This is a genomic window from Pseudomonas sp. S09G 359 (genome assembly GCF_002843605.1).
Classification (GTDB): Bacteria; Pseudomonadota; Gammaproteobacteria; order Pseudomonadales; family Pseudomonadaceae; genus Aquipseudomonas.
The window spans coordinates 3,997,450-4,023,388 of record NZ_CP025263.1; the positions used below are offsets into that span (position 1 = coordinate 3,997,450).

The 25,939-nt window shown below is 60.1% G+C and carries 32 protein-coding genes; 19 read left to right on the forward strand and 13 right to left on the reverse strand.

Annotated features, from left to right (window positions below):
• Positions 1-152 precede the first annotated feature (152 nt).
• Both CXQ82_RS18020 and CXQ82_RS18025 read left to right on the forward strand, forming a co-directional pair.
• Positions 153-629, forward strand: a complete 477-nt coding sequence (locus tag CXQ82_RS18020) for a hemerythrin domain-containing protein (protein ID WP_101271387.1) — start codon at positions 153-155, stop codon at positions 627-629.
• Positions 630-773: 144 nt separating this feature from the next.
• A complete protein-coding gene (locus tag CXQ82_RS18025; protein WP_371917323.1) occupies positions 774-1,055 on the forward strand; it encodes a hypothetical protein in 282 nt (93 codons plus the stop codon).
• A gap of 38 nt (positions 1,056-1,093) precedes the next feature.
• Here the strand turns inward: CXQ82_RS18025 and CXQ82_RS18030 are convergent, their stop codons facing one another.
• Together CXQ82_RS18030 and CXQ82_RS18035 are read right to left on the reverse strand one after the other, a co-directional pair.
• Positions 1,094-1,639: a putative natural product biosynthesis protein gene (locus tag CXQ82_RS18030; RefSeq protein ID WP_101271391.1), complete on the reverse strand. Its 546-nt coding sequence runs from the start codon at positions 1,637-1,639 to the stop codon at positions 1,094-1,096.
• A gap of 62 nt (positions 1,640-1,701) precedes the next feature.
• Positions 1,702-2,085: a DUF2946 domain-containing protein gene (locus CXQ82_RS18035; RefSeq protein WP_101271394.1), complete on the reverse strand. Its 384-nt coding sequence runs from the start codon at positions 2,083-2,085 to the stop codon at positions 1,702-1,704.
• A gap of 193 nt (positions 2,086-2,278) precedes the next feature.
• Here CXQ82_RS18035 and CXQ82_RS18040 point away from each other — a divergent pair, with 193 nt between their 5' ends.
• Entirely contained in the window at positions 2,279-2,884 is a 606-nt protein-coding gene (locus CXQ82_RS18040) for an SCO family protein (RefSeq protein WP_101271396.1), read from the forward strand.
• Positions 2,884-3,351, forward strand: a complete 468-nt coding sequence (locus tag CXQ82_RS18045; protein WP_101271398.1) for a copper chaperone PCu(A)C — start codon at positions 2,884-2,886, stop codon at positions 3,349-3,351. The genes CXQ82_RS18040 and CXQ82_RS18045 overlap by 1 nt, the downstream gene beginning before the upstream one ends.
• A gap of 297 nt (positions 3,352-3,648) precedes the next feature.
• On the opposite strand, the gene CXQ82_RS18050 is transcribed toward CXQ82_RS18045, so the two are convergent.
• Both CXQ82_RS18050 and CXQ82_RS18055 read right to left on the reverse strand, forming a co-directional pair.
• On the reverse strand, positions 3,649-3,978 hold the full coding sequence (locus tag CXQ82_RS18050; protein WP_101273820.1) for a DHCW motif cupin fold protein: 330 nt from the start codon (positions 3,976-3,978) through the stop codon (positions 3,649-3,651).
• Between the two features lie 1,297 nt (positions 3,979-5,275).
• Positions 5,276-7,195, reverse strand: coding sequence for a sigma 54-interacting transcriptional regulator (locus CXQ82_RS18055; RefSeq protein WP_101271400.1), 1,920 nt, complete (start codon positions 7,193-7,195; stop codon positions 5,276-5,278).
• Between the two features lie 182 nt (positions 7,196-7,377).
• On the opposite strand from CXQ82_RS18055, the gene CXQ82_RS18060 reads away from it, so the two are divergent.
• The 4 genes from CXQ82_RS18060 to CXQ82_RS18075 all read left to right on the forward strand — a co-directional run bounded on the left by CXQ82_RS18060 (position 7,378) and on the right by CXQ82_RS18075 (position 11,349).
• Positions 7,378-8,244: an NAD(P)-dependent oxidoreductase gene (locus tag CXQ82_RS18060; protein ID WP_101271402.1), complete on the forward strand. Its 867-nt coding sequence runs from the start codon at positions 7,378-7,380 to the stop codon at positions 8,242-8,244.
• 8 nt (positions 8,245-8,252) lie between these two features.
• On the forward strand, positions 8,253-8,957 hold the full coding sequence (locus tag CXQ82_RS18065) for an RraA family protein (RefSeq protein WP_101271405.1): 705 nt from the start codon (positions 8,253-8,255) through the stop codon (positions 8,955-8,957).
• A gap of 78 nt (positions 8,958-9,035) precedes the next feature.
• Positions 9,036-10,397, forward strand: coding sequence for a CitMHS family transporter (locus tag CXQ82_RS18070; RefSeq protein WP_101271407.1), 1,362 nt, complete (start codon positions 9,036-9,038; stop codon positions 10,395-10,397).
• Between the two features lie 127 nt (positions 10,398-10,524).
• Positions 10,525-11,349 (forward strand): hypothetical protein, encoded by an 825-nt coding sequence (locus CXQ82_RS18075; protein WP_256581813.1) that lies wholly within the window; start codon positions 10,525-10,527, stop codon positions 11,347-11,349.
• Here CXQ82_RS18075 and CXQ82_RS18080 read toward each other — a convergent pair.
• The 3 genes from CXQ82_RS18080 to CXQ82_RS18090 all read right to left on the reverse strand — a co-directional run bounded on the left by CXQ82_RS18080 (position 11,306) and on the right by CXQ82_RS18090 (position 13,020).
• The gene (locus CXQ82_RS18080; RefSeq protein WP_101271411.1) at positions 11,306-11,782 is read right to left on the reverse strand and encodes a DUF488 family protein; all 477 of its coding nucleotides are present in this window, start codon (positions 11,780-11,782) and stop codon (positions 11,306-11,308) included. The two genes, CXQ82_RS18075 and CXQ82_RS18080, sit on opposite strands and share 44 nt — an antisense overlap.
• Before the next feature lie 323 nt (positions 11,783-12,105).
• On the reverse strand, positions 12,106-12,573 hold the full coding sequence (locus CXQ82_RS18085; RefSeq protein ID WP_101271413.1) for a GNAT family N-acetyltransferase: 468 nt from the start codon (positions 12,571-12,573) through the stop codon (positions 12,106-12,108).
• 12 nt (positions 12,574-12,585) lie between these two features.
• Positions 12,586-13,020, reverse strand: coding sequence for a GNAT family N-acetyltransferase (locus tag CXQ82_RS18090; protein WP_101271415.1), 435 nt, complete (start codon positions 13,018-13,020; stop codon positions 12,586-12,588).
• A 370-nt stretch (positions 13,021-13,390) separates the two neighbouring features.
• On the opposite strand from CXQ82_RS18090, the gene CXQ82_RS18095 reads away from it, so the two are divergent.
• Positions 13,391-13,822, forward strand: a complete 432-nt coding sequence (locus CXQ82_RS18095; protein WP_101271417.1) for a VOC family protein — start codon at positions 13,391-13,393, stop codon at positions 13,820-13,822.
• Positions 13,823-13,937: 115 nt separating this feature from the next.
• On the opposite strand, the gene CXQ82_RS18100 is transcribed toward CXQ82_RS18095, so the two are convergent.
• A complete protein-coding gene (locus CXQ82_RS18100; protein ID WP_101271420.1) occupies positions 13,938-14,198 on the reverse strand; it encodes a DUF3630 family protein in 261 nt (86 codons plus the stop codon).
• A 185-nt stretch (positions 14,199-14,383) separates the two neighbouring features.
• Here CXQ82_RS18100 and CXQ82_RS18105 point away from each other — a divergent pair, with 185 nt between their 5' ends.
• A complete protein-coding gene (locus CXQ82_RS18105; RefSeq protein WP_101273821.1) occupies positions 14,384-14,863 on the forward strand; it encodes a DUF6882 domain-containing protein in 480 nt (159 codons plus the stop codon).
• Positions 14,864-15,183: 320 nt separating this feature from the next.
• Here CXQ82_RS18105 and CXQ82_RS18110 read toward each other — a convergent pair whose 3' ends face one another.
• The gene (locus tag CXQ82_RS18110) at positions 15,184-15,426 is read right to left on the reverse strand and encodes a hypothetical protein (RefSeq protein WP_101271422.1); all 243 of its coding nucleotides are present in this window, start codon (positions 15,424-15,426) and stop codon (positions 15,184-15,186) included.
• Between the two features lie 161 nt (positions 15,427-15,587).
• Positions 15,588-15,995 (reverse strand): helix-turn-helix domain-containing protein, encoded by a 408-nt coding sequence (locus CXQ82_RS18115; RefSeq protein WP_101271424.1) that lies wholly within the window; start codon positions 15,993-15,995, stop codon positions 15,588-15,590.
• An 87-nt stretch (positions 15,996-16,082) separates the two neighbouring features.
• On the opposite strand from CXQ82_RS18115, the gene CXQ82_RS18120 reads away from it, so the two are divergent.
• The 4 genes from CXQ82_RS18120 to CXQ82_RS18135 all read left to right on the forward strand — a co-directional run bounded on the left by CXQ82_RS18120 (position 16,083) and on the right by CXQ82_RS18135 (position 18,720).
• Positions 16,083-16,937, forward strand: a complete 855-nt coding sequence (locus tag CXQ82_RS18120) for an SDR family oxidoreductase (protein WP_101271426.1) — start codon at positions 16,083-16,085, stop codon at positions 16,935-16,937.
• Between the two features lie 231 nt (positions 16,938-17,168).
• Positions 17,169-17,660, forward strand: a complete 492-nt coding sequence (locus CXQ82_RS18125; RefSeq protein WP_101271428.1) for a GNAT family N-acetyltransferase — start codon at positions 17,169-17,171, stop codon at positions 17,658-17,660.
• A gap of 353 nt (positions 17,661-18,013) precedes the next feature.
• Positions 18,014-18,277 carry a hypothetical protein gene (locus CXQ82_RS18130; protein ID WP_101271430.1) on the forward strand — a complete coding sequence of 88 codons (264 nt, stop codon included), beginning with the start codon at positions 18,014-18,016 and terminating at the stop codon, positions 18,275-18,277.
• 17 nt (positions 18,278-18,294) lie between these two features.
• Positions 18,295-18,720, forward strand: coding sequence for a GNAT family N-acetyltransferase (locus CXQ82_RS18135; RefSeq protein WP_101271432.1), 426 nt, complete (start codon positions 18,295-18,297; stop codon positions 18,718-18,720).
• Here CXQ82_RS18135 and CXQ82_RS18140 read toward each other — a convergent pair.
• Positions 18,707-19,240 (reverse strand): GNAT family N-acetyltransferase, encoded by a 534-nt coding sequence (locus CXQ82_RS18140; protein WP_101271434.1) that lies wholly within the window; start codon positions 19,238-19,240, stop codon positions 18,707-18,709. The genes CXQ82_RS18135 and CXQ82_RS18140 overlap by 14 nt on opposite strands.
• 118 nt (positions 19,241-19,358) lie before the next feature.
• A complete protein-coding gene (locus tag CXQ82_RS18145) occupies positions 19,359-20,573 on the reverse strand; it encodes a YgcG family protein (RefSeq protein WP_101271436.1) in 1,215 nt (404 codons plus the stop codon).
• Between the two features lie 128 nt (positions 20,574-20,701).
• On the opposite strand from CXQ82_RS18145, the gene CXQ82_RS18150 reads away from it, so the two are divergent.
• Together CXQ82_RS18150 and CXQ82_RS18155 are read left to right on the forward strand one after the other, a co-directional pair.
• On the forward strand, positions 20,702-21,517 hold the full coding sequence (locus CXQ82_RS18150; RefSeq protein WP_101271438.1) for an alpha/beta fold hydrolase: 816 nt from the start codon (positions 20,702-20,704) through the stop codon (positions 21,515-21,517).
• Positions 21,507-22,649 (forward strand): PAS domain-containing sensor histidine kinase, encoded by a 1,143-nt coding sequence (locus tag CXQ82_RS18155; protein ID WP_101271440.1) that lies wholly within the window; start codon positions 21,507-21,509, stop codon positions 22,647-22,649. The genes CXQ82_RS18150 and CXQ82_RS18155 overlap by 11 nt, the downstream gene beginning before the upstream one ends.
• Here CXQ82_RS18155 and dapF read toward each other — a convergent pair.
• Positions 22,637-23,440, reverse strand: a complete 804-nt coding sequence (dapF, locus tag CXQ82_RS18160) for a diaminopimelate epimerase (RefSeq protein WP_101271442.1) — start codon at positions 23,438-23,440, stop codon at positions 22,637-22,639. The genes CXQ82_RS18155 and dapF overlap by 13 nt on opposite strands.
• 63 nt (positions 23,441-23,503) lie before the next feature.
• Here dapF and CXQ82_RS18165 point away from each other — a divergent pair, with 63 nt between their 5' ends.
• The 3 genes from CXQ82_RS18165 (at position 23,504) to CXQ82_RS18175 (ending at position 25,904) form a co-directional block, all read left to right on the forward strand.
• Positions 23,504-23,998, forward strand: a complete 495-nt coding sequence (locus tag CXQ82_RS18165; RefSeq protein WP_101271445.1) for an AAA family ATPase — start codon at positions 23,504-23,506, stop codon at positions 23,996-23,998.
• A 330-nt stretch (positions 23,999-24,328) separates the two neighbouring features.
• The gene (locus CXQ82_RS18170) at positions 24,329-24,832 is read left to right on the forward strand and encodes a sigma-70 family RNA polymerase sigma factor (RefSeq protein WP_101271447.1); all 504 of its coding nucleotides are present in this window, start codon (positions 24,329-24,331) and stop codon (positions 24,830-24,832) included.
• The gene (locus tag CXQ82_RS18175; protein ID WP_256581814.1) at positions 24,825-25,904 is read left to right on the forward strand and encodes a FecR domain-containing protein; all 1,080 of its coding nucleotides are present in this window, start codon (positions 24,825-24,827) and stop codon (positions 25,902-25,904) included. Before CXQ82_RS18170 ends, CXQ82_RS18175 begins: the two co-directional genes overlap by 8 nt.
• Positions 25,905-25,939 lie beyond the last annotated feature (35 nt).

The window sequence follows — 25,939 nt, forward strand, 5'->3', positions numbered from 1 at the left end:
GCAAGGTGCACGACGGCCAGCGCCAACCTACTGCGCCAAGCCATTGATTAATCGCCACATTTAACAAATTCGCAAGTTGGTACAACTGATGCAAGACGTTCCCCAAGAGGCGCGCACTTCGACCCGCCCGACTGCACCCGTGAGGTTTCATCATGAATGCCATTGACCTTCTCAAGGCCGACCACGAACGCGTCAAAGCACTGCTCACTCAACTGAGCGAATCCACCGAACGCGGCGTGAAGAAACGCACCGAACTGCTGGCCAAGCTTGAGATGGAAATCAGCCTGCATACCAAACTTGAGGAAGAGATTCTTTACCCGGCCTTCCGCAAAGCCGGTGGCAAGGAACAAGACATCATGTACCACGAAGCCAAGGAAGAGCATCGCACCGTAGACTCCCTGGTGCTGCCTGATTTGAAGCAGACCCAGCCTTCGACCACCGAATTTTCCGGGCGTGTCAAAGTGGTCAAGGAGCTGCTGGAACACCATATCGAAGAAGAGGAAACCGAGATGTTCCCTCAGGCTAAAAAGCTGTTGGGCAAGGCGGTTCTGGAAGAACTCGGCGCGCAGATGGAAGCCATGAAGGCGGCCCACAAGAAAGCCACGGCGAGCAAGCCGATGGCTGCGTGAATGCCATGGGCGCGACGGCCCGCCCGTCGCGCCCAGTGTTACCAAAGGCTTGATTGAAACACCACCGGAGCGCGGTCCGCCGGGTTGCGGTTTCGCTCAACGCCGCTGCTCACAGCAGCAAGGGGATTCGTCATGAAGACCAGGATGTCTCACCGTTTTTTGCTTATCGCCGGTTTGTCCGCCCTGCTGGCCAACCCTGCCTTCGCCGCATTCGGCGATGACACCAGCCCGCCTTCCAACTCGCTGAGCGACAGCAGCGCTGCCGGCTCCGCACTACCGCCAGGCACCTACCCGAGCAGCCCGGCCGACAGCGATAAAAAAGCCGAGACGCCGCCCAAGGAAAAAGCCGCGTCGAGCACTAAGTCTCAACAGAAGCAGCCCGGCAGCAAGGCACCGAAAAAGCACGCGCCGCGTTCCGGCAGTTGATGCCTTGAGTCAGTGGGGCAGCGATTTCTTGAGCTGCTTCACGGCACTGGCATCCAGCCGCCGAATTCACCCTGAGCACCCAGCTCGCTCCAGCTGAAGTCGGCGTTGGGCAAGGGCGATGCGTGCAGCTGCGCAGAGCTTAACGCGGGCTCCTTCCAATCGAACACCCTGGAACCTCGCCAGGCCAGGACGATCCCCTGCGCCTGGCTATCGTCGGTGTTAACCCAACGCGCTGCCGCTGCCGCCATGAACGCTTCAATCGGCTCCTCGTCAATGTGCGTGCGGTAAGCGCAGCCCAGCAACCAGCGACAGACATTCAGGTGATAGGTCCAATCCTGCGTCGGCTGGTTGCGATAGGCCCAAGTCATGAAACTGCGAAACAGGTTCAGCCCCTCGGGCGGGTCGAGCTTGAGCAGCGCCGGGCAGATGTCGAACACGCTGTGCCAGTACGGCAACAGGCGTGCATCCAGGTGCACGAAGCAGCGGGAGTTGCTCGGGTAGTCAATTAGTGTAGGTTCCGCGCGCAGGCGTCGGGACGCCTTGCTGACCAGGCGATTAGCGCCGGCAGGCAATACAGGGTTCATGAAACGCACTCACAGTCGTGACGATAGAACGCCCCCCTGTTACAGGAGGCCCAAGGCACACGTCAGAAAGTCGGGGATGCGCGGGGGTTGGCCGAGGGCCACGAATAACGCGGCGGCGCCTTGTTGCGCCGTTCATGGGCCGGGCGCGGGGTTTGCCCGAGGCCCAACAGCCAGGCGAGGCCGATCAGGAACACCAGGGCAACGCCGACCGCGTTGCACACCGGGCAGGCAAAGTAGTTCGAGATGTTGCTGGAAGACGGGCTACCCAACCCTTTGTCGGAAAGTGGCGCCTGCTTGCCGTCCACCGAACAGAATGCGCCGCCGATGCCATTGAGCTGTTGGCCCATCATCTGACCGTGCCCCAAACCGCAGACGAACAGGTTCATCAGCACGCAGAAGTACAGGGTCCAGACGATCAGCGAACGGTCGGGGTGGCTCGATTTCATGGCGGCGACTCTACCATCAGAGCGGCAAAAGCATGAAGCATCGCTAACCTTTATTGACGCCCCCTGTGGCAGAACGTCGCAGATTACGTGGCGTAGCCAGGGTTGGTAGACTGGCGCCCTCCTCGTTTACTCCTTTTCAAAGCCTGCCGAGTTGATGTTGCGCAATGCAGGCGTTTCACAGGATGCACAGTTGATGAGTACGTTATTCACCCGCCGCAAGGTCCTGACCGGCATGGGCCTGTTGGGTCTGGGCCTGCTGGCCGGTTGTGACAACAGCCCCAAATTGAATTTCAAGTACGGCAAGGACTTGAGCGACAAGATCATGGGCCGCACCTTCAAGCTCAAGAACACCGAGGGCGATACCGTCACCCTCAGTTCCTACCGTGGCCTGATGCCGGTGGTGTTCTTCGGCTTCACCCAGTGCCCGGCCGTGTGCCCCACCACCCTGGCGCGCGCCGCCCAGGCCAAGAAGCTGATGGGCCGCGACGGCGAGATCATGCAGGTGATCTTTATCACCCTCGACCCGGAACGCGACACACCCGAGATTCTCGACAAGTACGTCAAGGCCTTCGACCCCAGCTTCGAAGCGCTGTACGGCACCCCGGAAGAAATCGCCGTGGCCGCCAAGGAATTCGGGATTTTTTATGAAAAAATCCCCGCTGGCGACACCTACACCCTGTCCCACACCGCCACCAGTTTTGTCTTCGACACCCGTGGCAACCTGCGCCTGGGCCTGCAGGCATCCCTTAACGCAAAAGAGTGCGCAGAAGACCTGCTCACCGTCATGGAGGTCTGCTGATGACTGCCGTTCAACACCTCAAGCACACCCTGATCGGCCTCGGCCTGCTGGGCCTCGCCGCCCACGCCAGTGCCCAAGTGCAAGTGACCGACGCGTGGGTACGCGCCTCGGTGCCGGGCCAACCGTCCAGCGGCGCGTTCATGACCGTCACCGCCGACAGCGACAGCAAGTTGCTGAGCGTGGCTTCGCCGGTTGCCAAGGACGTACAGATCCATGAAATGAGCATGAAAGACGACGTGATGCGCATGGGCCCGGTGGACTCGGTGGCCTTGCCCGCCGGTAAAGCAGTGAAGCTCGACCCCAACGGTTACCACGTGATGCTCATGGGCCTGACCGGCCAGATCAAGGAAGGTGACCAGGTGCCGCTGACCCTCACCGTGGAAAATGCCAAGGGCGAGAAGCAAGCCATTGAAATCAAGGCTGCCGCGCGCGGCCTGGATGGCGTGGACCATAGCCACATGCATTAATCAGCGGCCTTGTGTCGCCGGCAGGCTTGTCTGGCCGGCGGCCCTGTATGGCCGGCAGGCGTCTGTGGCCGGCGGGCTTCTGTGGCGAGCGGGCTTGTCGAATCGTCGCACCGCCGCGCTGGGCTGCGAAGCAGCCCCAAACCGCATCAACGCGCAAACAGAATCGGGCCTACCACAACCAATAGCCCTTAACGGACCTCACAATCGACGCTATCGGCTTTTGATGCAGCCCCCGCTACCGATGCAGGCGACAAACTGAAGGTAGGCGGCGGCGTGAACAGCAGCGACTGAAACGACTCAGTCCACAATAAACAGCTTTGCGCCGCCGCGCGTTGAAGACCGATGCCCTTCCATGTCATCTCCCACCTGGTAACTCATCCCGGCCGTCAGGGTGAATTGGCGGCCGTCCTCCAGCTCAGTGTGCAACTCGCCTTCCAGACACAGCAGCACATGCCCGCGCCAGCACCAATGATCGGCCAGGTAGCCCGGGGTGTATTCAACCATGCGCACCCGGGTGGTGCCGAAGTGGCAGGTGCGCCATAGGGCGCTGCCGGTTATGCCGGGATGGACAACGGGCTCGAGAGTCAACCAGTCGGTGGTGCCGAAGGGCACAGCGGTGAGATCCATGGGCGCCCCGTAGGTAAAGGATTCCGCCGACATTAACCACCACCCCCGCCTTGCGATAGATACAGATCTCCCGCTTTTACGAGATACAGGCGCAACAGTGAACCCCTGTGAGAGCTGTCGAGCTTTAGCGAGGCTGCGATGGGGCCGTACAGCTGGCATTTTCATTGCCTGACACACCGCTTTCGCAGCCTCGCTGAAGCTCGACAGCTCCCACAGGGTTTATCTTAGGGTCTTAGGTAGCGTGCGCGGCCAAAACAACTCGGATCTTGATCCAAGTACTTTTTCATCCGCTGCCACACCGTCGTAGTGCTGAGCAACAGTGCCCCCCCCTGTGGGAGCTGTCGAGCTTCAGCGAGGCTGCGATGGCGCCGGTACAGCTGGCATTTTCATTGCCTGACACACCGCTTTCGCAGCCTCGCCGAAGCTCGACAGCTCCCACAGGGTTTATCTTAGGGTCTTAGGTAGCGTGCGCTGCCAAAACAACTCGGATCTTGATCCAAGTACTTTTTCATCCGCTGCCAGAACGTCGTAGTGCTGAGCAACAGTGAACCCCAGTGGGAGCTGTCGAGCTTCAGCGAGGCTGCGATGGGGCCGGTACAGCTGACATTTTCATTGCCTGACCCACCGCTTTCGCAGCCTCGCTGAAGCTCGACAGCTCCCACAGGGTTTATCTTAGGGTCTTAGGTAGCGTGCGCTGTCAAAACAACCCGGATCTTGATCCAGGTACTTTTTCATCCGCTGCCACAACGTCGTAGTGCTGAGCAACAGTGAACCCCTGTGGGAGCTGTCGAGCTTTAGCGAGGCTGCGATGGGGCCGTACAGCTGGCATTTTCATTGCCTGACACACCGCTTTCGCAGCCTCGCTGAAGCTCGACAGCTCCCACAGGGTTTATCTTAGGGTCTTAGGTAGCGTGCGCGGCCAAAACAACTCGGATCTTGATCCAGGTACTTTTTCATCCGCTGCCACAACGTCGTAGTGCTGAGCAACAGTGAACACCTGTGGGAGCTGTCGAGCTTCAGCGAGGCTGCGATGGGGCCGGTACAGCTGGCATTTTCATTGCCTGACACACCGCTTTCGCAGCCTCGCTGAAGCTCGACAGCTCCCACAGGGTTTATCTTAGGGTCTTAGGTAGCGTGCGCTGCCAAAACAACTCGGATCTTGATCCAAGTACTTTTTCATCCGCTGCCACACCGTCGTAGTGCTGAGCAACAGTGAACCCCTGTGGGAGCTGTCGAGCTTCAGCGAGGCTGCGATGGGGCCGGTACAGCTGGCATTTTCATTGCCTGACACACCGCTTCAGGGCCGTGGGTAGCGTGCGCTGTCAAAACAACCCGGGTCTTGGTCCAGGTACTTTTTCATCCGCCGCCACAAGGTCGTAGTGCTGATCTGCAAGCGCCGGGCGGCCTCTTCGCGGTTGCCGCGCACGCTGGCGAGCACTTCATGCAGCAGCGCCAGTTCACTCTGGAGCGGCGCGCTCTCTGCAACCGGCGCAGTGCTGGAAAGATCCTCCAGCACATCCTCCAGCCACGGTTGGGCAAACGCCCGGCCCTGGCTCATCACCGCCAGGCGCTCGACGATATTGCCCAACTGCCGGATATTGCCCGGCCAGGCGTAACGGCTCAGGCGCTGCAGCAGCGCCTCATCCGGCTCGGGCGTGGGCAGGGGCAGGCTGCGCAGCAGGTGGCGCACCAGTTCGGGGATGTCGGCGCGGCGTTCGCGCAGGGCCGGCAGGTGCAGCTTGAGCACGCAGATACGGTAGTAGAAGTCTTCGCGAAACAGCCCCTGGGCCACACGGTGCTCCAGGTTTTTGTTGCTGGCGGTGATGATGCGGATATCAATCGGCGTGACCTTGTCATCGCCGATGCGCACCACCTTGCGCTCCTGCAAGGTGCGCAGCAGCTTGACCTGGATATCGGTAGAGGTTTCGTTGATTTCATCGAGGAAGATCGTGCCGGTGTGTGCCAGCTCGAACACCCCGGCCTTGCCCTCATTGAGCGCGCCGGTGAAGGCGCCTTTGACGTAGCCGAACAGCTCGCTCTCCAGCACACCGGGAGCAAAGGCCGCGCAGTTGATCGCCACGAATGGGCCGTGCTTGCGCCGCGAAGCATTGTGGATGCTCTGGGCGAACAGCTCCTTGCCGGTGCCGGTTTCGCCTTCGATCATCACCGTGCTGTCCACCGCCGCATAGGTCTGGGCCAGGCGCTTGGCCTTGGCCAGCGCGGGGCTGCTGCCAATGATGTGGTCGAAGGTTTTTTCCGCCAGGTGCTGGCGCGCCAGCTGGCGGCGCATCTTGCGTTCGATGGCAGTGATTTCGGTCTGGTTTTGCAGGGTGGCGACGGCGCCAATCACCTGGCTATCCAGAGTGATCGGCGCGATGCTCAGGGTCAGCGACAGCCGACCGAGGGTGATCAACGCACCGCGCACCGGGCGGCCACTGCCGAGCACCTGGCCGAAATAGTCCTGGGCCAGCAGGCCGTCGATGCTGTCGCCGATTTGCGCGCTACCCAGGTACGCCGTAGCTACGCTGTTCATGTTGGTGACAGTCCGCTGGCTGTCGACGCTGAAAATGCCTTCGGACACACAGTTGAGGATCGACTGGATCATCTCGTAGCGGCTTTGCAGTTCAACGCGCTTGAGCCGTCGTTCCTCTACGATCTGCAACAAGTGCAGTGCCTCATCAATGGCCTCATCGGCGGCATCCGGGTCGGCCTCGGACATGATGTAGCGCATGCCCCGCGCCATCACCGCCTCGCGCGACGACAGGCCGCCAATCGCCACCTCGATACCCTCGGCCTGCAAACGGTCCAACTGCGCTTCGGTGGCCTGGTTGCTGCCCAGCGGGTCGATCAGGCAGATCGACACCTGCGGCATGAATGGCCGGGCCTTCTCGAGGATGGTCGCATAGCCCTCGGAAGTGGCCAGGAACGCCACCTTGTCCGACACCTGCTGCGCCTTGGAATAGGCATTGATGCAGTCGAAAAACGTGTGCTTGACCTCGACGATGGGCACGCGCAAATGCTCGCGCAACACGCTGGCCGTGCGGCCACGACTGATGATCACGCTGACACCGCTGTCGATCAGTTGCTGCGCCTTGAGCGTGGCGTCGTGCTGCGCGGCTTCGACCACCACCAGGGATAACCCGCGCTGCTCGAGGATGCCACGCATCACCGACGTGAGGGTGCTGGAGGGGGAAATGACGGCGATGGTGCCTTGCATGGAGGTGGCCTGGTCAGTGCGATATGCATTGCATCCTATTGCATGGCGCAATAAGTTGAAATTAATTGAAACCCATCATTTTTTACAAAAACCCATAAGCCCATGTTTTAGAACATAAATAAATACTGGCACAGCCTTTGCTCCCTCATCGTCAATAACAAAGACAATGAAGGAAACACTGGATGGATATCGTCTTCATCGGGTTTGGCGAAGCCGCCTACCACCTCAGTAAAGGCCTGCGCTCCAGCGGCGACCTGCAGATCGGCGCCTTCGACGCCAACGTCACCCCCGTGCTCCGGCAACGCGCCGCAGAACACCACGTGACCCTCTTCGATTCGCTGGCAACTGCCTGTCACGGCGCGCGCTTTGTGGTGTGCCTGACTAGCGCCAGCAGCGCCTTGGCCATCGCACAACAGGCCCTGCCGTGGCTGGTGGCGGGGCAAACCTACGTCGATATGAACTCCGCCGCGCCCGCCGTGAAACAGGCCATCGACAGACTGCCCCGCGCAACCGGCGTGGGCTTTTGCGACAGCGCCGTGATGGGCACCGTGCCTGGCAACAACCACCGCGTGCCGATGCTGCTGGCCGGCAGCGGCGCCGCCGCGTTTGCTGACGCTTTCGCGCCGCGCGGCATGCAATTGACCGTGCTCGACGCCGAAGCGGGCGCCGCCTCCGCAATCAAGATGCTCAAAAGCGTGGTGATGAAAGGCCTGCCGCAATTGCTGCTGGAAGCCTTCCAGGCCGGGGAAAAGTTTGGCGTGCTGGACACCCTGGTAGCGTCTCTGGGCGACTCGCTCAACGGCAAGACCGTCGAGCAACTGGCCAACACTTTCACCGCACGCACGCTGATCCATGCCAAGCGCCGCAGCGCAGAAATGGACGATGCCGTCGCCACCCTCGAAGCCGCCGGCGTTGACGCGAGCATGAGCCGCGCCACCCAAGGCCAGCTCGACAAACTCGCCGCCACCGACTGGGCCAGCCTGCTCGGCCCCGGCGGCAGCGACATGGACTACCGCAGCGCCATCGCCCACCTGACTGCCCACAAGTGAGATTTGCCATGAACACTGAACACTACTTCCCGCTGCCCGACCTGATCCCCGACGACCTACTGGCGCGCTTTCGCAAACTCAGCCCGGCGCAACTGTGCGACGGCATGCAAAGCCTGGGCATCCCGCGCAATGGCTGCATGGACGCCGACCTCATGCCCCTGGACGAAAGCAAGGTAATGCTCGGCACCGCCTACACCGTCGACACCGAGGACGGCGACAACTTCCCGATCCACGTCGCCGTGTACCAAGGCCAGCCCGGCTACGTGCTGGTGGTGGCCGGCAAGGCCTACCCCGGCCGCGCCTACATCGGCGACTTGATGGCCGGCGCCGCCCAGGCCGTGGGCTTGAGCGGCATGGTCATCGACGGCTGCGTGCGCGACAAAGTGCCGTTGGCGCAACTGGACATCCCGATCTACGCCAAGGGTTTCATGCAACGCAGCCCGGGCAAGCAAGGCCCCGGCAAAATCAACGCCAGCGTGACCTGCGCGGGTGTCGAGGTGGCGCCGGGCGACCTGGTATTCGGCGACTACGACGGCGTCACCGTGGTGCCGCGCGCGCGCCTGCTGGAAGTGCTGGAAGCCTCGGAGAAAAAAAGCGCTTACGAAAACCAGCGCCGCGAGGTGATCGACGCTTACACTCGCGCCCGAGACAGCGGCCAGCCGTTGCCGGCACTGGCCCCGGCGTGGGTCACCCAACTGCTGGAAGGCCAGTAACGTTCACGGCTGTACCCGGGGCGCACGGCGCCCCAACCTGCTGCGCTCACTATAAAAATAAAAGGTGGAGACGTTCAGATGCTGACAGTTCTGGGCTATGTGTTGATCACGTCATTTCTGTTGCTGGTCATCAAGCAAAAATTATCGCCCTTCACCGGGCTGATTGTAGTTTCGCTGGTGGTAGGGGTGCTGGTGTGCCTGGTCAATGGCGTGCCGATGGGCACCATCATGACCTGGGTGCGCGAGGGCCTGTTCTACTCGCAGAACGAGGCCGGCAAGGTCTCCCTCGGCACGGTCAACCCCACGGTGATGATCCTGTTTGCCGTGCTGTATTTCAGCCTGATGATGAACGTGGGGCTGTTCGATCCGCTGTGCACCTACCTGATCCGCAAGGCCAATGGCGACCCGCTGAAAATCATCCTGGTCACCGCCTTCACCTCCGCCGTGGTCACCCTCGACGGCGACGGCACCACCACCATCCTGATCATCACCACCGCGTTCCTGCCGCTGTACAAACAGATGGGCATGAAGCTGTCCAACCTGGCGATGCTGATCATCCTGCCGTGCGGCCTCGGCAATTGCCTGCCGTGGGGCGGGCCGTTGGCGCGGGCGGCGGCGGTGTTGAACGTGGAGGTCAATACGCTGTTTGTGGCGATCCTGCCGATTCTCGGCGTGTCGTTCCTGTACGTGTTTTTCATGGCCTACTTGATGGGCATCAAGGAACGCAAACGCCTGGGTTTTGTGAAAGGTGAAAACGGCATCGTCACGCCTGCGCAGATCCTGCAGATGGTCAATGTGATCAAGGATCATGACAAGGAACTCAAGCGCCCGCGCCTGTTCCTGTTCAACCTGGCCCTGACCCTGGGCATGCTGGTGATCCTCATCGCCGGCTGGGCCAGCGGTGCGGTGGTGTTCATGCTCGGCACCGCGATTGCGTTGACGGTCAACTACAGCGCCGTGGAACAACGCGAACGCATCACCGCCAACGGTGGTGATGCCGTGGCCGTGGCCTCAATCATCCTCGCCGCCGGCTGCTTCCTCGGCATCTTCAACGGCAGCGGCATGGCCGGCGCCGTGGCCGAACACATGGCCAGCCTGATCCCGGACTCCATGGGCAGCCACACCGCGCTGATCTTCGCCTTCCTCGGCGCCCTCGCCTGCTACGCCCTGCCGGTGGACGCCTACTACTTCGGCATCCTGCCCGTGGTGGCGCCGATCGCCTACAAGTTCGGCATCAGCCCCACCGAGATTGGCGTAGCGTCGTTCATGGGCCAAGCGCTGCGCTACGCCAGCCCGACGGTGGCGTGGTTGTTCCTACTGATGAACCGCACGGAGATGACGTTCGGGGAATATCAGAAGGAGTTTTTCAAGTGGTCTATTCCGATGTTTTTCATCTTTTTGATCACGGCGATTGTGACGGGGGAGTTGCCGGTGGGCTGATCAAACCGCCCTGTTTATCTTGATAACTCAGGGTTCGAAGGTGTTTTTGCACGTGCCGTTACAAGTCTGTCTGGCAGCTTTCCGATGTCTGGATACAGTTCAGAAAAGACCTTTGGATATGGCACTTATGAAACGCAAGGCTCGAATCCTGATTCTATGCAAGACCTACCCTTCCCCGAGTGCCAAACATGCTGAAACCTCCTGCGTCGCAGGCATGGATGAATGGGGCAATCTCATACGGCTTTACCCCGTTCCGTTTCGCCTGGTCACCGAGGCTCAACAATTTTCCAAGTGGCAATGGATCGAGGCCACCATTGAGAAAAACTCAGCTGATCACCGGCCAGAGAGCCACAAGATCGGCGTAGATAGCATCTTGCCGGGAAGGACAGTGCCGGCTCGGGATAATTGGCACGAGCGACGAGGCTGGCTGGATAAGCTGACTGTTTATGAGAGCTTTGAAGCGCTTGAAAAAGCCAGGATCGACAGCAACGTGACGCTAGGCTTGATCAAGCCGCTAAGAATAACCGCATTACGCATCCAGAAATCCGCCTCAGAAAAATGGACACCTGAGGAGATCGAGAAACTCGAATCCTTGCAACGCCAGCCAAGCCTTTTTGCAGATCAGGAGCGTGCAAGCATCAAACGCCTGGAAAAGGTGCCTTTCGACTTTCACTACCTCTACGAGTGCTTGGTGGACGGCGAAGTTAAGTCCCACACCCACAAGATCGTGGATTGGGAAGCCTGCCAACTATATAGGAATGTGCACCACAAGCACGGCACGCAGGGATGGGAGGCGCCATTTCGGCACAAGCTGGAAAGCGAGTTACCAGAGAGGGACTTAATGCTATTGATGGGCAACATTCATCGTTTTCCAGGGCAGTGGCTGATTGTCAGCCTGATCTACCCACCTAAGCGACAGACTGAAGACCACCAACAAATCGCGCTGTTTTGAGCGGCAAGTGCTGGGTCTCCAGCGAACGGTCGACTTCCTCGGCAGCTTCGGCGATCAAACTGCGATGGCAAAAACTGGCATCTGCTTCGTAACAAACCATGCAGATTCGCTGTTCTACCGCGCTGGACGCCAGCTCACTCAAGACACTGGCTTGAGTACGAATATAAACGCGGAACTCACGGGCGTACGCCGCCCAGTTGCCATCTTCCTTGTACTGCTTGCGTATCGGCTTCGGGCAACCCAGCGGCCGGCTATGCTCATAGGCAATCCCTTCAGCGGCCAGGCATTGGGCAAAAGCATTTTTGGAGAAACCTTTTTTACGCGACAGAGGGTATTCACGCACATCGAGCACCTTATCGATTCCGGCCTGCTTGAGCCGTGCGATAAATGCGTCGATAGACAACCCTTCGTAGCCTGCGGTGTAGAGGTTCATGCGGAGTCTCCTGGTGCCTCCCGGCGCGATCAAAACTTAAAAAAGCGCCGGGACTATAACATCGGCGGTTATTCACCTGGCTTCGTGGGTGACGGGCGGAGCGGATAGATAGGTTTCGTCATCGGAATACACGCCAGCTCCAACCCCGACGGCGAACTCAGGCAGCACAAACTAAGCGGACTAACGCCCGAGGAAACACTGAGATCGAACTCGGTCAGAATGTGGGAGGGGGCTTGCCCCCGATAGCGGTGTGCCAGCGAACAGAGATGTTGAATGTGCCAACGTATCGGGAGCAAGCCCCCTCCCACACTCTGCCTCAGTGCCTATTCAATTCGTTTCGTCATCGCAATACACGCCAACGCCAACCCCGACGGTGAATGGTAAACCGCCTGCTCATCCCCCACGTAGCCACACGCCCGATAAAAACTCGCCGCATTCAGCGTCGCATCCAGCACCACCGCGTCAATCGCCAGCTCCCGCGCGACCTTTTCAAGATGATCCAACATCGCCTTGCCATACCCCCGCCCAGTGAACCCGGGCCGCACAAACAGCGCACCCACTTCATTGTTATCGAGGTCGAGCATCCCAGTGGCCACCGGCTCGCCGTTGACCCAGCCCAGGTAGAACGGCTTTTCCATCAGCGCGCTGTAACCGTCCTCGGCCTTGCCACGTGTCCACAGCTGCATTTGTTCGGCGGTGTAGGCGCCGATGCATTGGCCGCGAATGGCTTCGCGGCGAATCTCAAAAGCGGCGTGGGCGTCATCGGGTGTGGCGCGTTTTATCTCTAGCATAGGGTCCATCCTTCAGGCGTTTTCATTGCCCTCACGGGTGAATGAATAACGGTCGATATCCGTGCGTAATTGCCAGCCCTGGCCTTGCCAATAACGCGCGGCATGGGTGTTGGTCTTGAACACATCCAGGTGGCATTTATGGATGCCCAACTGCTCCAGCGCGCCAAGGCAACGCTCGACCAAAGCCTGCGCGATGCCTTGACGGCGATACTCCGGCAACACCAGCAGATGTTGCAGATAACCGCGACGCCCATCATGGCCACACATCACACACGCGATCAACCGGCCCTCGGCTTCCGCCACAAAACTCATCCCCGGGTTGCGCGCCAGGTAGCGCTCGGTAGCCTCCCGGGAGTCGGCGTCACGCAGGGAAATGCCGGGGGTGGTTTGCATGAGGTGCAGGATGGCGTCGTAGTCGGCGGGGGTCATCACACGGAGGTTGAACATGGGCTTGGCCTGGGCTGGAAGGGCCAGGCAGATTGGCATATTTTTGTGACGGGCTGCAGCAGATTGGGCCCTACCGGACGGTGGTTGCAGAAAATATGATGGCGGATGTCTTGGTAGACGTTCCGTTTGGGCCGAAAGGTGTTCGTCCAGGTGTGGAGGCATCAAGCTAGCCTCACTCAGTCTGATGACGGGCAATATGAAATACTCTGAAAAGGCTGCTTTCGGCCAGAAGCTGCCACTCAAAGCGACTCGATAACTCCCACCCAAGCGTGCATCATCATGCTCACCACGATCCCGCCCTGGCAGCGAAGCCGTAGGTGCAGAACCTGCCCGCTCACAAAAACAAGCATTTTGAAATGGAAGTCATCTCATGTTCGAACGTAACAAACTGGTTCCGGAGTTAATGGTCACCCACCTGGATAGCAGCCTGGCTTTTTGGGTTTCTCGTCTGGGGTTCAAAGTAGCTTATCAACGTTCGGATGACGGATTTGCGTACCTTGATTTGAATGGTGCTCAAGTAATGCTTGAACAGATTGATCCGGACGCGGGTCAATGGCTGACTGCGCCGTTGACCAAACCGTTTGGAAGAGGCATCAACCTACAGATTGATGTTGAGGCTGTCGCACCCATCATCCAAAAACTTCTTCAGGCTGGATGTCCACTCTATCGAGAATGCAAAGACACCTGGTATCGGGCTGACGATATAGAAGTAGGCCAACGCGAATTCATCGTTCAGGATCCCGACGGTTATCTCGTAAGGCTGGTAGAGCGATTGGGTGAGCGACCGGCTTGCTCAATGTGAATCTGAGCCAAGCCGACCGTCAGCTATGGGTCGATTACGACAGGCAGCCTTTGGCCGGTTTCAGCCCTTCACGATGGTCAGAATTCAGCCAGTTGTGATCTTTGTTGGAGCGGGCTTACCTACAAGGAGGCTGCTTGAGCAACGCACATACTCTTTGAGCTGTGTCATCTGCGCTATCGGGAACGACTATTGAAATGCCTATATAGTGCTCAAGGTGCAGGGTAAGCGTGTGTTCGTCCACCAACAGATCCCAGTAGCGCTGGTCTAGGCCATCGAGCTTCTCTTTCCAGCGACCGCCCAGCCCTTGCTCAAGAACCTGGGCCACCTCCTCGAAAAGCCTCCAGTCGGCTTTTTCTGATACTTCAATCGTCGCCATGCGTCACCTCACCACCAGCATTCCCCGATTCTGGTGGCTCTTGCGGATGGCCGCAACGGGTCGATAGCTGTTAGTTATGCCCCTGGGCCAGAAAGCAGACAATGCAAAGAGGCAGAAACAGCTCAAATTATGTATAGATGTTCGGGTTCAATGGCGCGCGGGCGTTAATCAACAAGGAAGATTTGATGTCGGAAGACAATTTTGAGGTGCTGCTCGAAACGGCCATGGCCGCGTTGATGAGCAAGCAGCAAGCATTACAGCAACAGTACGGTTTGGGCGGCATGGCGCGCTGGTGGCTCGATCAGGACACCGCCTCACTCAGCTTTTTCGATGACCTCGACAGGAAGGTCGCCGAAGCGCTGATTATCAATATCGGCTCCTTTGTACCGAAGCAATCAAGCTGGAAATGGGCTTGGAGTAACCCCGCCGTGTCTGATGCACTTCGCGAGCGGGCGTCGCCGCTCAAGGAGCTACAAGCCATTACGGGCTTTGAGTTGTTTGGCGACGAAGAAGCTTTTTCTATCGAGGATGAAGCCATGGCCTGGGAGCTTGCTGCCTTTGCGGTTCAACACTTGAAAGCAGTGGGTTGTTACCGAGCCCCTTCTTCGTCCGATGGACCGACGATTTACCTGGCAATTACCGAGTTGAAGCGCATTAAGCACTGATGCATGAGCGCCCGGACACTGATGTGTGCTTGATCGACGCACAGTACCGCCTCGCTGTAATTCGTTGGATGGTAGGTGTTTAGCAAACTGTCTGCCACTACAGGAAGGGGGACTGTTTGCCCTGACGCGCGAGTAACTAAGCCCCGACCAACGCTCGAACGAATCTCCTTTGCGAAACCAGCTCTTGGGCAGCAGCCTCTGGCAGCAGGCTGCCCTATATGAAAGGCAACTATGGGTCGGTAGTAGCCTGTAATGAAGCGCTGCTATCGACCCAAAGCAGACGTCGAGGGCGAGCTTCTGAGAATGGTCGTTAAGACGATTTACGTGGAAAAGGTAAGCTCTCTTGCCTCTTGAGTATCCGCTATGAACGCATTGACTTGCTCTTGCGGATGTGGGGAAAGCTCTGGGTATTCATCCGCAAGGTATTCGGTGACCGCATCTTCTTCCCAAGGGCCGAGCGAAGTCATGTAGTCAGGGTACTGATTTTGAATTTCTCTCCATGATTGGTAAGGATGCTTGGAGAGCAACATGACTGTTCGGGTGTAGATAATATGAATCTGCACGAATCTAATTCCGTATGTTAGACGTCTGGGACACAGCCAGGTGAGTTTAAATCCTTTTCAAGACTGTCTTCCTGTCAGCAGCTTCAGCCTGAAGAAAAGTGCTGGGCGGTAGGCGTTCCGTTTGGGTCGCAAGGTGTTCGTCCTGGACAGCGATGCTCAGGTCAGCTCTTTTCCGCGTCTGAGTTTTCCTTCTTGAACTGCATGATCGCGGGAAGGTTATCTTCAATCCAGCCGACCATTGCCTCTACCTTGGCAGCGGCTTCCTTTCCCAGCGGCGTCAACGTGTATTCCACATAGGGTGGAACAACCGGTCGAGAGTGCCGATTGACGAGCCCGTCGCTCTCCAACCCCTGGAGTGTCTGTGAAAGCATTTTCTCACTCACTCCACCGATTTTCCGACGCAGCTCGCTGAAGCGATGCGTACCGCCCAACAGAACCACCAGCACCAGCACCCCCCAGCGGCTGGTCATGTGTTTGAGGACATCTCTGGAAGGACAGTCAGCTTGCATGAGTTCGCCGCGACGTACTTTTTCGGAAAAGGGGTGGGGGATGTAATCTTGGTCACTCATTGAGCTTACCTTTTTGTACGTACTTACTATTAGTTAGCCTGTGCCTTAGGATGATCACTCCTATCTCTGGAATCAAGGTGTTTCATTATGATTGCCGTCACAGGTGCTACCGGCCAATTGGGCCGTCTCGTCATCGATACGCTGCTTAAAACCGTCAACCCGCAGGAAATCGTGGCGTTGGTGCGCGATCCACTCAAGGCGCAGGACCTTGGCGCGAAAGGCGTTGACGTCCGCCAAGCCGATTACAACAGGCCCGAAACCCTTCGTAGCGCCTTGGTCGGTGTTCAGCGCCTGCTGCTGATTTCTTCAAGCGAAGTCGGCAAGCGTACGACACAACATCGTGCCGTCATTGAGGCGGCCAAATCTTCGGGTGTCCAACTGCTGGCGTACACCAGCATCCTGCACGCAGACAAATCGACATTGGGCCTGGCTGTAGAGCATCGGGATACCGAACGGGCGCTGGCAGAGTCTGGATTGAACTACGTATTGCTGCGTAATGGTTGGTACAGCGAGAACTACACCGCCAGCGTGCCGACCGCGGTCGAGCACGGCGCTATCCTGGGCAGTGCGCAAGCGGGCCGAATCTCCTCCGCAGCGCGAACAGATTATGCTGACGCGGCAGCCGTTGTACTGACCAGCGAAGGTCAGGCAGGCAAGGTATACGAACTGGCAGGTGATGAGGGTTATTCGTTGTCCGACCTGGCCACGGAAGTCACCAAACAATCCGGTAAGACCGTTGTTTACAACGATCTTCCACAAGAGCAATACAAGGCAGTACTCATTGGATTGGGCCTGCCGACAGCCTTCGCCGGGCTGCTCGCTGATTCTGATGCCGCAGCCGCTAAAGGTGATCTGTTTGATGACGCTCGCCAACTGAGTCGGCTATTGGGACGCCCAACGACGCCGATTGCGCAATCCGTCAGCGCGGCGCTTAAGCACTAAAATCGTTTAGCCACTTGATGTGATATGAGTTGTGAGGAAACCCGCTTTGGCGGGTTTCTGGTTTTGGGGCGGTCGGGATTGGGGCGCGGATCTGGGGCGCCTTCGCAGCCTCGCTGGGGCTCGACAGCTCCCACATTTGGATGTGTGCTCGACTCGGCCAAAGCCGCGATGGCGAGGGTATTGGCACATCGTTATGATGTGGCCTTTCGCTCAACGCCCCAGGAAATACCCATGCCCGCCCTCTCCTTTCGCAACGCCCTGCCCGCCGACGCCGCGCGCTGCTATGAAATCGAAATCAGCGCCTATGAAGGCGATGAAGCCGCCACCCTGGAAAAGATCGCCACGCGTATCGCGCAGTACCCCGAGGGCTTTTTGATTCTGGAGGCGGATGACGCGGTGGTGGGCTTTATCAATTGCGGCTGCGCGCACCACGTGGTGATGTCGGACGAGGCGTTCAAGGAGTTGGTGGGGCACGCGCCCGAGGCGCCGAATGTGGTGATCATGTCGGTAGTGGTCGACCCGGCGCAGCAGGGCCAGGGTTATTCCAGGCTGCTGATGACTGAGTTTGTGCAACGCATGCGCGCGCTGGGCAAGCAGACGATTCATTTGATGTGCAAGGAGCAGCATGTGCCGTTGTACACGCGCATGGGCTACACCTATGTGCAGCCTTCGCCTTCGGATCACGGCGGGATGGCGTGGCATGAGATGGTGATGGACCTCTGATTCCCACCCTGGTAAAGAATTACTGATGCAGTTCGGCGTAGGCCCGCTCACTTTGTGTGTCCAGTCCTATTACGCCTAGGAACCATACAAGGGAACGCGGTATTTCACCGTGTAAAAAACCGAAGCGTGTCTACGATTTCTTACGCGCTGGCTGCCGCCAGGAACGGCCATCGAAGACGCGCCCTACAGCCAAGCCGCCGATTTTGTGAATTTATTCCGCATCGGTTTCACCCCGTTACATCCACCCGAAAAGCACCTGATTGAACGGCCTTCCATAGCTCTGTAGCCTGAAAAACACCGCGCCAGACCGGGCTCTGGCGGGTTTTATCCGTCGCTACCAGAGAGGTGCAATCATGTTTCCAATCAGTGCTCCAGCAGCCTATCTTTCGATGCTTCCAGCCCATCAACCCAACCTGATCGATAACGACAAACCAAGGCACAACCCCCTGGATAAAACCGCCGGGGATGACGCCGAAGTGTTCGACCCCAATACACAGAGCTGGCAACCCACCCAGGCCGCCGGCAACGGTCGATATGCCAACCTCGGCGAGCTTTACCGCGAGGCGATAGATTTTGAGATCAAGGCTGATAACGTGGGAGGATGGCAGCGCGCCTGAAACCACCGGGAACCCAGATGACCCACCCCCAGATTGAAATCAGCAACCAAGCCAACCCCGACGCCGAGCGCATCCTCGGCAGCGGCCTTGCTGCGTTCAACGAAGGCATCACCGGCTACAACGACCGCCTGCCGCTCAACGTGTTGATCAAAGACCCACACAGCCAGCAGATCCTCGGCGGCATCACCGGTAAAACCACCTTGGGGATGGCCTTTCTTGACCTGTTCCACGTACCCGATTCAATGCGTGGAACGGGCCTCGGCAGCCAGTTGCTGCAGGCTTTCGAGGACGAAGCCCGACGCCGGGGGTGTGCCAGCGCGGTGCTGTACACCCTCAGTTTCCAAGCGCCGGGGTTTTATGAGAAACATGGGTGGGTGCGGTTTGGCGAGGTACCGTGCGAACCTGCGGGCAGCAGCCGCGTGTTTTTGTCTAAGGCGTTGTGACGCTCAACGCTTTGCCAAACAACCGGTTCCCATGGGTTTCGCCCTGGAAGGTATAGATCGGCGAGCCCAACAGCTCATACCCGCGCCGAGGGTAAAACCCCAGCGCGCGCTCATTGCCCACCCACACCGTGGCCCACAACAACGCAGCACCGCCGAGTGCTGCGCGGTGTTCGGCCGCTTGCAGCAGCTGATAACCGATGCCCAGGCCAGTGAAGCGTTCCTGGATATACAGGCGTTGCAACTCGGCGACGTTTGAGGCTTCGATCATCGGGTGGTGGGCGTTGAGTTTGACCTGGGCGAAGCCGACCAGGTGCTGGTTGGATTCGGCGACCATCAGCGAGGTGCCTGGCTCAGCCAGCAACGCGGCGATGGTGCCCGGCGCAAAGGCTTGCAACACTTCGTCGGCAATCGAGCGGCGAATACCTTGGGTGGCGTAGGTGTCGAGGAATACCTGCATGCCCAGCACGCCGATGCACAGGGCGTCTTCGGGTGTAGCGTTACGAATAATGATTGCAGGCATTGAGTCTCCGTACTCAAGAAGAATAGCTTTGGCTAACGCCCCAACTGATACACCACCTGTTTTGGGGCCGCTTCGCAGCCCAACGCGAGCAAGCTCGCTCGCCACAAAAAAGGGGCTGTTACCAACTGCCTGAGGCCCCGCCACCACCACTGGAACCACCACCGCCCGAAGAACTGCTGCTGGAGTTGGAACGGCTGGAACTGCTCGAACTGGACCCGCCACCCGACCCCGAGCCGGAGCCGGAGCCGGAGGTGGAAATACTCTGCACAAAAATAATAAACGCTGCGAAGGAGGCCACCGGGATTGCCACGAGCCAACCCTGATAGTCGTGCCCCACCAGCAGGCCCGCCGCCACATAAATCCCCAGCACCGCCAGCACACGCAAAAGGAAGAAGCGCGGTTTGGTCTTCCACGATTCCTTGATCAGGTAAAACAAGCCCACGTAGAGCCCCAGCACCAGGGCCCCGCCGAACGGCCACACCAGCCAATGGACGAAGTTGACCTCGACAAAATGGTTCACCACCAGCACGCCGACGATGTAGGCCAGCAGCCCCATCACGCAATAAAACACCGTGCGCGCCAGCCACAACGCGCCAAAGGTGGCGCCGCCGATCAGCAGGGTCAGCGGCAATAGCCCCAGGTAGATCGGCCAGTCCGGGCCGCCGCCGTAAATAGCCAACAACACGGTGGCGGCCAGCGCAGCAAGCAACGCGCGGCGCCACGGCAGCTTGCCGGCAGCCATCAGCACGCCACCGATGCCGCCGAGGATAAACGCCAGCAGCACGGCAATCGCCTGGGGGTTAACACCGGGGCCGGCCACTTCGGGCAAGTCGCCGCCGTCCACCAGCGTCACCAGGTCGTTTACGCCTTGGGCCACCCCGCCTGCATAGTCGCCTTGGCGAAACGCCGGGGTGATGTGTTCTTCGATGATGCGGTGCGCCAGCAGGTCGGTGACGGTGCCTTCCAGGCCATAGCCCACCTCGATGCGGACTTTGCGGTCGTCCTTGGCCACCACCAGCAGAATGCCGTCGTTGACGTCCTTGCGCCCCAGCTTCCAGGCGCGGAACAGTTGGTTGGCGTAATCCTCGATGCTGTTGCCGCCGGTGCTGGGCACCAGCAACACAGCCACCTGGGCGCCTTTGCGCTGTTCGAGGGCGGCGAGTTGCTCTTTCAGACGAGTGGTGGTGCCTGCGTCGAGGGTGTTGGTCAGGTCGATGACCCGCTGGTCAAGGGCGACGCCGATAGGCGAAGTGTCAGCCTGGGCGGTGATTAACAGGCTGCTGAGCACCATCACCAGCAGACCCAAGACCGATTGCCGCAGAATCACCATCATGCTTTGTTACCTGAAGTTTCTTCCTGAAGGCGACGACTTTACCTTATCAGCGCTATAACGCGTGACCCCATGGGATTGACTATCTAAACTGCCCGTACGCATAGCAAAACGCCATAACCGAGAAGCCTATGGATCTACGTCACCGCAACAACGTCAATGTGATGGGCAGCGGCACCTCGACCCTGGTGTTTTCCCACGGTTTCGGCTGCAACCAAGCCATGTGGAACCACTTGGCGCCACAGTTTCTGCAACGTTTCCGGGTGGTGCTGTATGACCTGGTAGGCGCCGGGCTCTCGGACCTCGGCGCCTTCGACAAAGCCAAGTACAACACGCTGGACGGCTACGCCCACGACCTCAACGAGATCATCGACACCTACGCCGAAGGCCCGGTGATCCTGGTGGGTCACTCGGTGAGCGCGATGATCGGCACCCTCGCCGACCGCCAGGCCCCCGGGCGTATCGCCGCCCATGTGATGATCGGCCCGTCGCCACGCTATATCGATACCGACGGTTATATCGGCGGTTTCAAGCGCAGCGATATCGACGACCTGCTCGACACCCTCGACAGCAACTACCTCGGCTGGTCCAGCGCCATGGCCCCGGTGATCATGGGCGCGCCCGGGCAACCGGCGTTGAGCGCCACCCTCACCGACAGTTTCTGCCGCACCGAGCCGGACATCGCCAAGCAGTTTGCGCGGGTGACCTTTATGTCCGACAACCGCCAGGACGTGATCGGCCTGACCACCCCCGTACTGATCCTGCAATCGAGCGACGACCTGATCGCCCCCGTGGCCGTGGGTGAATACCTGCACAGCGTCTTGCCCAACAGCACCTATTGCCTGGTGGACAACGTCGGCCATTGCCCGCACATGAGCGCGCCGCAGGCCTGCGGGGCGGCCATGGATAGCTTCCTGGCACCTTGGGCGGCCCAGCGTGTCGACTGAACTGTTCGACAACGCCGCCTGCGCCCTGGCCGTCACCGCGGAAGACGGCACGATCCTGCAAGCCAACGCACGCTTGCGCGAGTGGTCGGGGTTCAGCACCCCTGAGCTGTGTGGCCGCCGCTTCCAGGACTTGCTGACCATGGGCGGGCGGATCTTCCACCAGACCCACCTGGCCCCCATGTTGCGCATGCATGGCAGCGTTACCGAAGTGAAACTGGACATGCTGCACCGCGATGGGCACAAGCTGACCGTGCTGCTCAACGGCCAAAAACGCGAACACGGCGACAGCGTGGTGTACGACCTGGCGCTGTTCGGCACCACCGACCGCGACAAGTACGAGCGCGAGTTGCTCAACGCGCGCAACCTGGCCGAAGCCCTGCTGCAGGAAAAAACCGCCACCGAACTGGCCCTGCAACAGGCCCAGGCCGAACTCAACGAGGCCTACGCCATTGCCCAGCGGCGCGCACTGTTTGCCGAGCAGATGGTCGCAATCGTCAGCCATGATTTGAAGAATCCGCTGACGGCCATTCGCATGGCGTCCGACTTTCTCAGCCGTGGCGAGCGCACCCCCAAGGAACGCACGTTGCTGGGCCATATCGGCCAATCGTCCGAGCGCGCCCAGCGCATGATCGCCGACCTGCTGGACTTCACCCAGGCCCGGGTCGGCCAGGGCATTTCCATCAAGGTGGCGCCGTTGGCGCTGCATGAGGTGATTCAGCGTGCGGTGGATGAACTGCGCGTGGCTTTCCCCGAGGCCACGTTGACGCATCACGCCGAGGGCCAGGGCGACGCCAACCTGGACGCCGACCGCGTGCAGCAGATCATCGGCAACCTGGTGGCCAACAGCGTGGCCTATGGCGACCTGCAACGGCCGATCACGGTGACCTCACGCCTGGGCGACGGCACCTGCGAAGTGGCAGTCCACAACCATGGCTCGGCGATTCCCGAAACCTTGCTGGCCGGGCTGTTCGAGCCCATGACCCGGGGCACCGACCAGGGCCGCGACGTGCGCAGCGTAGGCCTGGGCCTGTATATCGTGCGCGAGCTGGCGAAAGTGCATGGCGGCGATGTGGCAGTGCAGTCCTGTGCCAACGGCGGCACCACCTTTACCGTGACGTTTCAGACCAAGTAAGCGCTGCCCTGCATCACCGGCTCCACGCTGCCGGTGAGCACCACACCGCCCTCGCCCGCCCAGTGCACGGTCACCGTGCCGCCGTCGCACTGCACCTGCACCGTGGCATCCAGCAAATCACGCCGGATGCCATTGACCACCGCCCCGCAGCAGCACGAGCCGGAGCCCAGCGGCACGCCACCGCCACGTTCCCAGATACGCAGGCGGATGTGCCCACGGTCCAGCACTTGCACAAAATGCACATTGGTCCTGGCCGGGAACAGCGGGTGAATCTCCAGCGCGGGGCCCACGGCGGCCACGTCGACGGCGGCGATGTCGTCGACAAAAAACGTGCAATGCGGGTTGCCCATGCTGCACGCCGCCGGGTCGCCTTCGATTGGCAAGGTGCGCGTGTCCAGCGCTTCGGCCAGCGGCACCGCCGCCCAGTCCAGCGACGGTTCGCCCATGTTCACCGACACCCGTCGCCCCGACTCACGCGTGCAGGTCAGCAAACCACGCTCGGTGCGCAACACAATCGAGTCGGCGCCGGTTTCATGCATCAACCGGTCGGCCACGCCACGGGTGGCGCTGCCGCAGGTTGCCAAAGGCGTGCCGTTGGGGTTCCAGAATTTGATCCGCGCGGCGGCGTCGTCGCAGTCGAGGATTACCGCCAGTTGGTTGAAGCCGATGCCGGTGTGGCGGTTGCCCAGGTGCCGGGCGATGGACGCAGTGATCGGGTCGTCCAGGCCACGCCGGTCGATGAGGATGAAGTCGTCGCCATGGGCGTGCATTTTCACGAACTGCAAGGGCATGGGCTGTCCTGCGGGAGAGGTGGAGGATACCCTGAGCTTACTCAATCTTAACGAGCGCTACCCATGCTTATTGTCTTCAGCGGATTGCCCGGCAGCGGCAAGACTACGATTGCCCAACACCTGGCACGCCGGACCGGCGCGGTTTACCTGCGTATCGACGTGATCGAACAGGTGCTGCGCGACGCCGGTGTTTCGGTGGGTGCCAACGGTTACAGCGTGGCGAACGGACTGGCACTGAGTAATTTGCGCTTGGGGCAGATGGTGATTGCCGACTGCGTGAACCCGGTCGAGGACAGCCGTGCAGCCTGGCAGGCAACGGCCGAAACGGCGGGCGTGACGCTGCTGAATATTCAGGTGGTGTGCTCGGATAAGCAGGAGCACCAACGCCGCGTCGAAGCGCGCACGGCGGATATTCCCGGGCTGGTGCCACCGAGCTGGCAATCGGTTTTGGCGCACGAATATGAGCCTTGGGAGCACGCCCCACTGACCCTTGATACCGCCCAAACCAGCGCAGCCCAGGCCATCGAAACCATCACCCAACACTTCCACACCACTTAAAGCCCCCACACACTTATAGGCAGCCACACGTCCTGTGGCGAGCGGGCTTGCCCGCGTTGGGGTGCGCAGCAGCCCCAGTAAAAACACTGAAGTTTTTCTGAGAGACCTCAGCGCTTGGCTTTGGGGCTGTTCGCAGCCCAACGCGGCGGTGCGACGATTCGACAAGCCCGCTCGCCACAACAGCCGTACACACTCGGATCAATCTGATTCGGGATAGCACAAAAACCCACGCAGTTGTTGATAACCATTATCAACTACAGCTAAACTCCGCGCCCTCCCACTTCCCAGTCTGTGCCCGGCGGCACAGTCGCGCGCAGGCAGCTGACTCTCTTGGCGGATGAAAAACTCCAGCTTTACCTGACCCACCGGGCCGCGCTGCTGGACTATGCCGCGCCCATCGTGGGCTGCCGCGCCCGCGCCGAGGACGTGGTGCAGGAGGCCTGGTTGCGCTTCAGCGGCCAGGATGAGCAGGCCGATATCCGCCACCCCGCCAGCTACCTGTACCGCATCGTGCGCAACCTGGCGCTGGACCTCACCCGCCGCAGCGCCACCGAGCGCGTGCAGCCAGGCGGGGATGAGTTGCTCAACGAGTTGCCCTCCAGCAGCGCCTCTCCCGAACGCGAAGTGAGCAGTCAGAACGAGCTGCAAGCCATCTCCCGCGCCCTGGCCCAATTGCCCGAACGCACGCAACGCGCGTTTGAAATGCACCGCCTGGGCGGCTTCACCTTGCAGCAAGTGGCGGCGCAGCTGGGGGTGTCGACGGCATTGGTGCATCAACTGGTGCACGATGCCTTGCGCCATTGCATGGACTGCCTGGGAGACGACGATGACTGATCGATCAGGCGACTTTCTGAAAAACCGCAGCGCTGCTGCGTCTTTTGCAGTGAAGGGCGAATCCATGGGATCCTGCCCGCCGTTTTTTGCCTGCGGAGATGCTGCCTACATGCCCACCAAGGATTGCGCCAACGCTCGCCGCGACGAGGCCCTGGACTGGCTGATGCGCGTGCAACAGGCTCCGCTGGACGCGGACTTGCGGGTGCAGTTGGCCGCTTGGTGTGCCGTGGATGAGGCCAACGCCAAGGCCTACCGCAAGGCCGAGCGCGTGTGGCATTTGACCGGGCAACTGGCGCCAGCCATCGCTGCGCCAGCCATCACTGCTCCGATCACCGCAGCGCCACGGCCAATCGCGCGCCCACGGCGTACCCGACGCTGGGTCGCCGCCGCCCTCGCCGCCTGCCTGGTCGTGGCCCTGGCGCCGAGCCTGCTGTTGCGCTGGCAAGCCGACTACCGCACCGGTGCCGGTGAAACCCTGGATATCACCCTCAGCGACGGCAGCGTGGTGCAGTTGGACAGCCATTCGGCCATCGCCGTAGACCTCGCCGGTCACCATCGCGATGTGCGGTTGCTGGCCGGCCAGGCGTTTTTCAAGGTGATGCCGGACAAGAGCAAACCCTTTCATGTGCTGACCCAGACCTTGCGGGTGACGGTCACCGGCACCGCGTTCAACGTCGATGCCCAACCGGGCAACCCAAGCGTGGCGGTGCAACAAGGCGCGGTGAATGTCGACGACGGCCCGACCCGTCGCCCCCTCGCCAGCCTGGTACCGGGCCAGCGCCTGAACTATCGCGCCGGCCACGCGGAGGTCAACACCTTCACCCCGAGCCAGGCCGCGCCGTGGCGCCAGGGGCAGTTGATTGCCGATGACCTGCCGATCAGCGAAGTGCTCGAACAGCTGCGCCGCTACACCCCCGCGATCATTGTGTTGCGCGACGCCAAGCTCGGCGCGCAACGGGTCACCGGCGTGTACGACCTGCGCAAACCCCAGGCGGCACTGCAAGCCGTGCTGCAACCGTATGGCGCCAAAGTGCGCGCCTACAGCCCGTGGCTGCTGGTGCTGAGCCGGTAAATTTCCCGCCTGGAAAAATATTTCATATTTTTTCT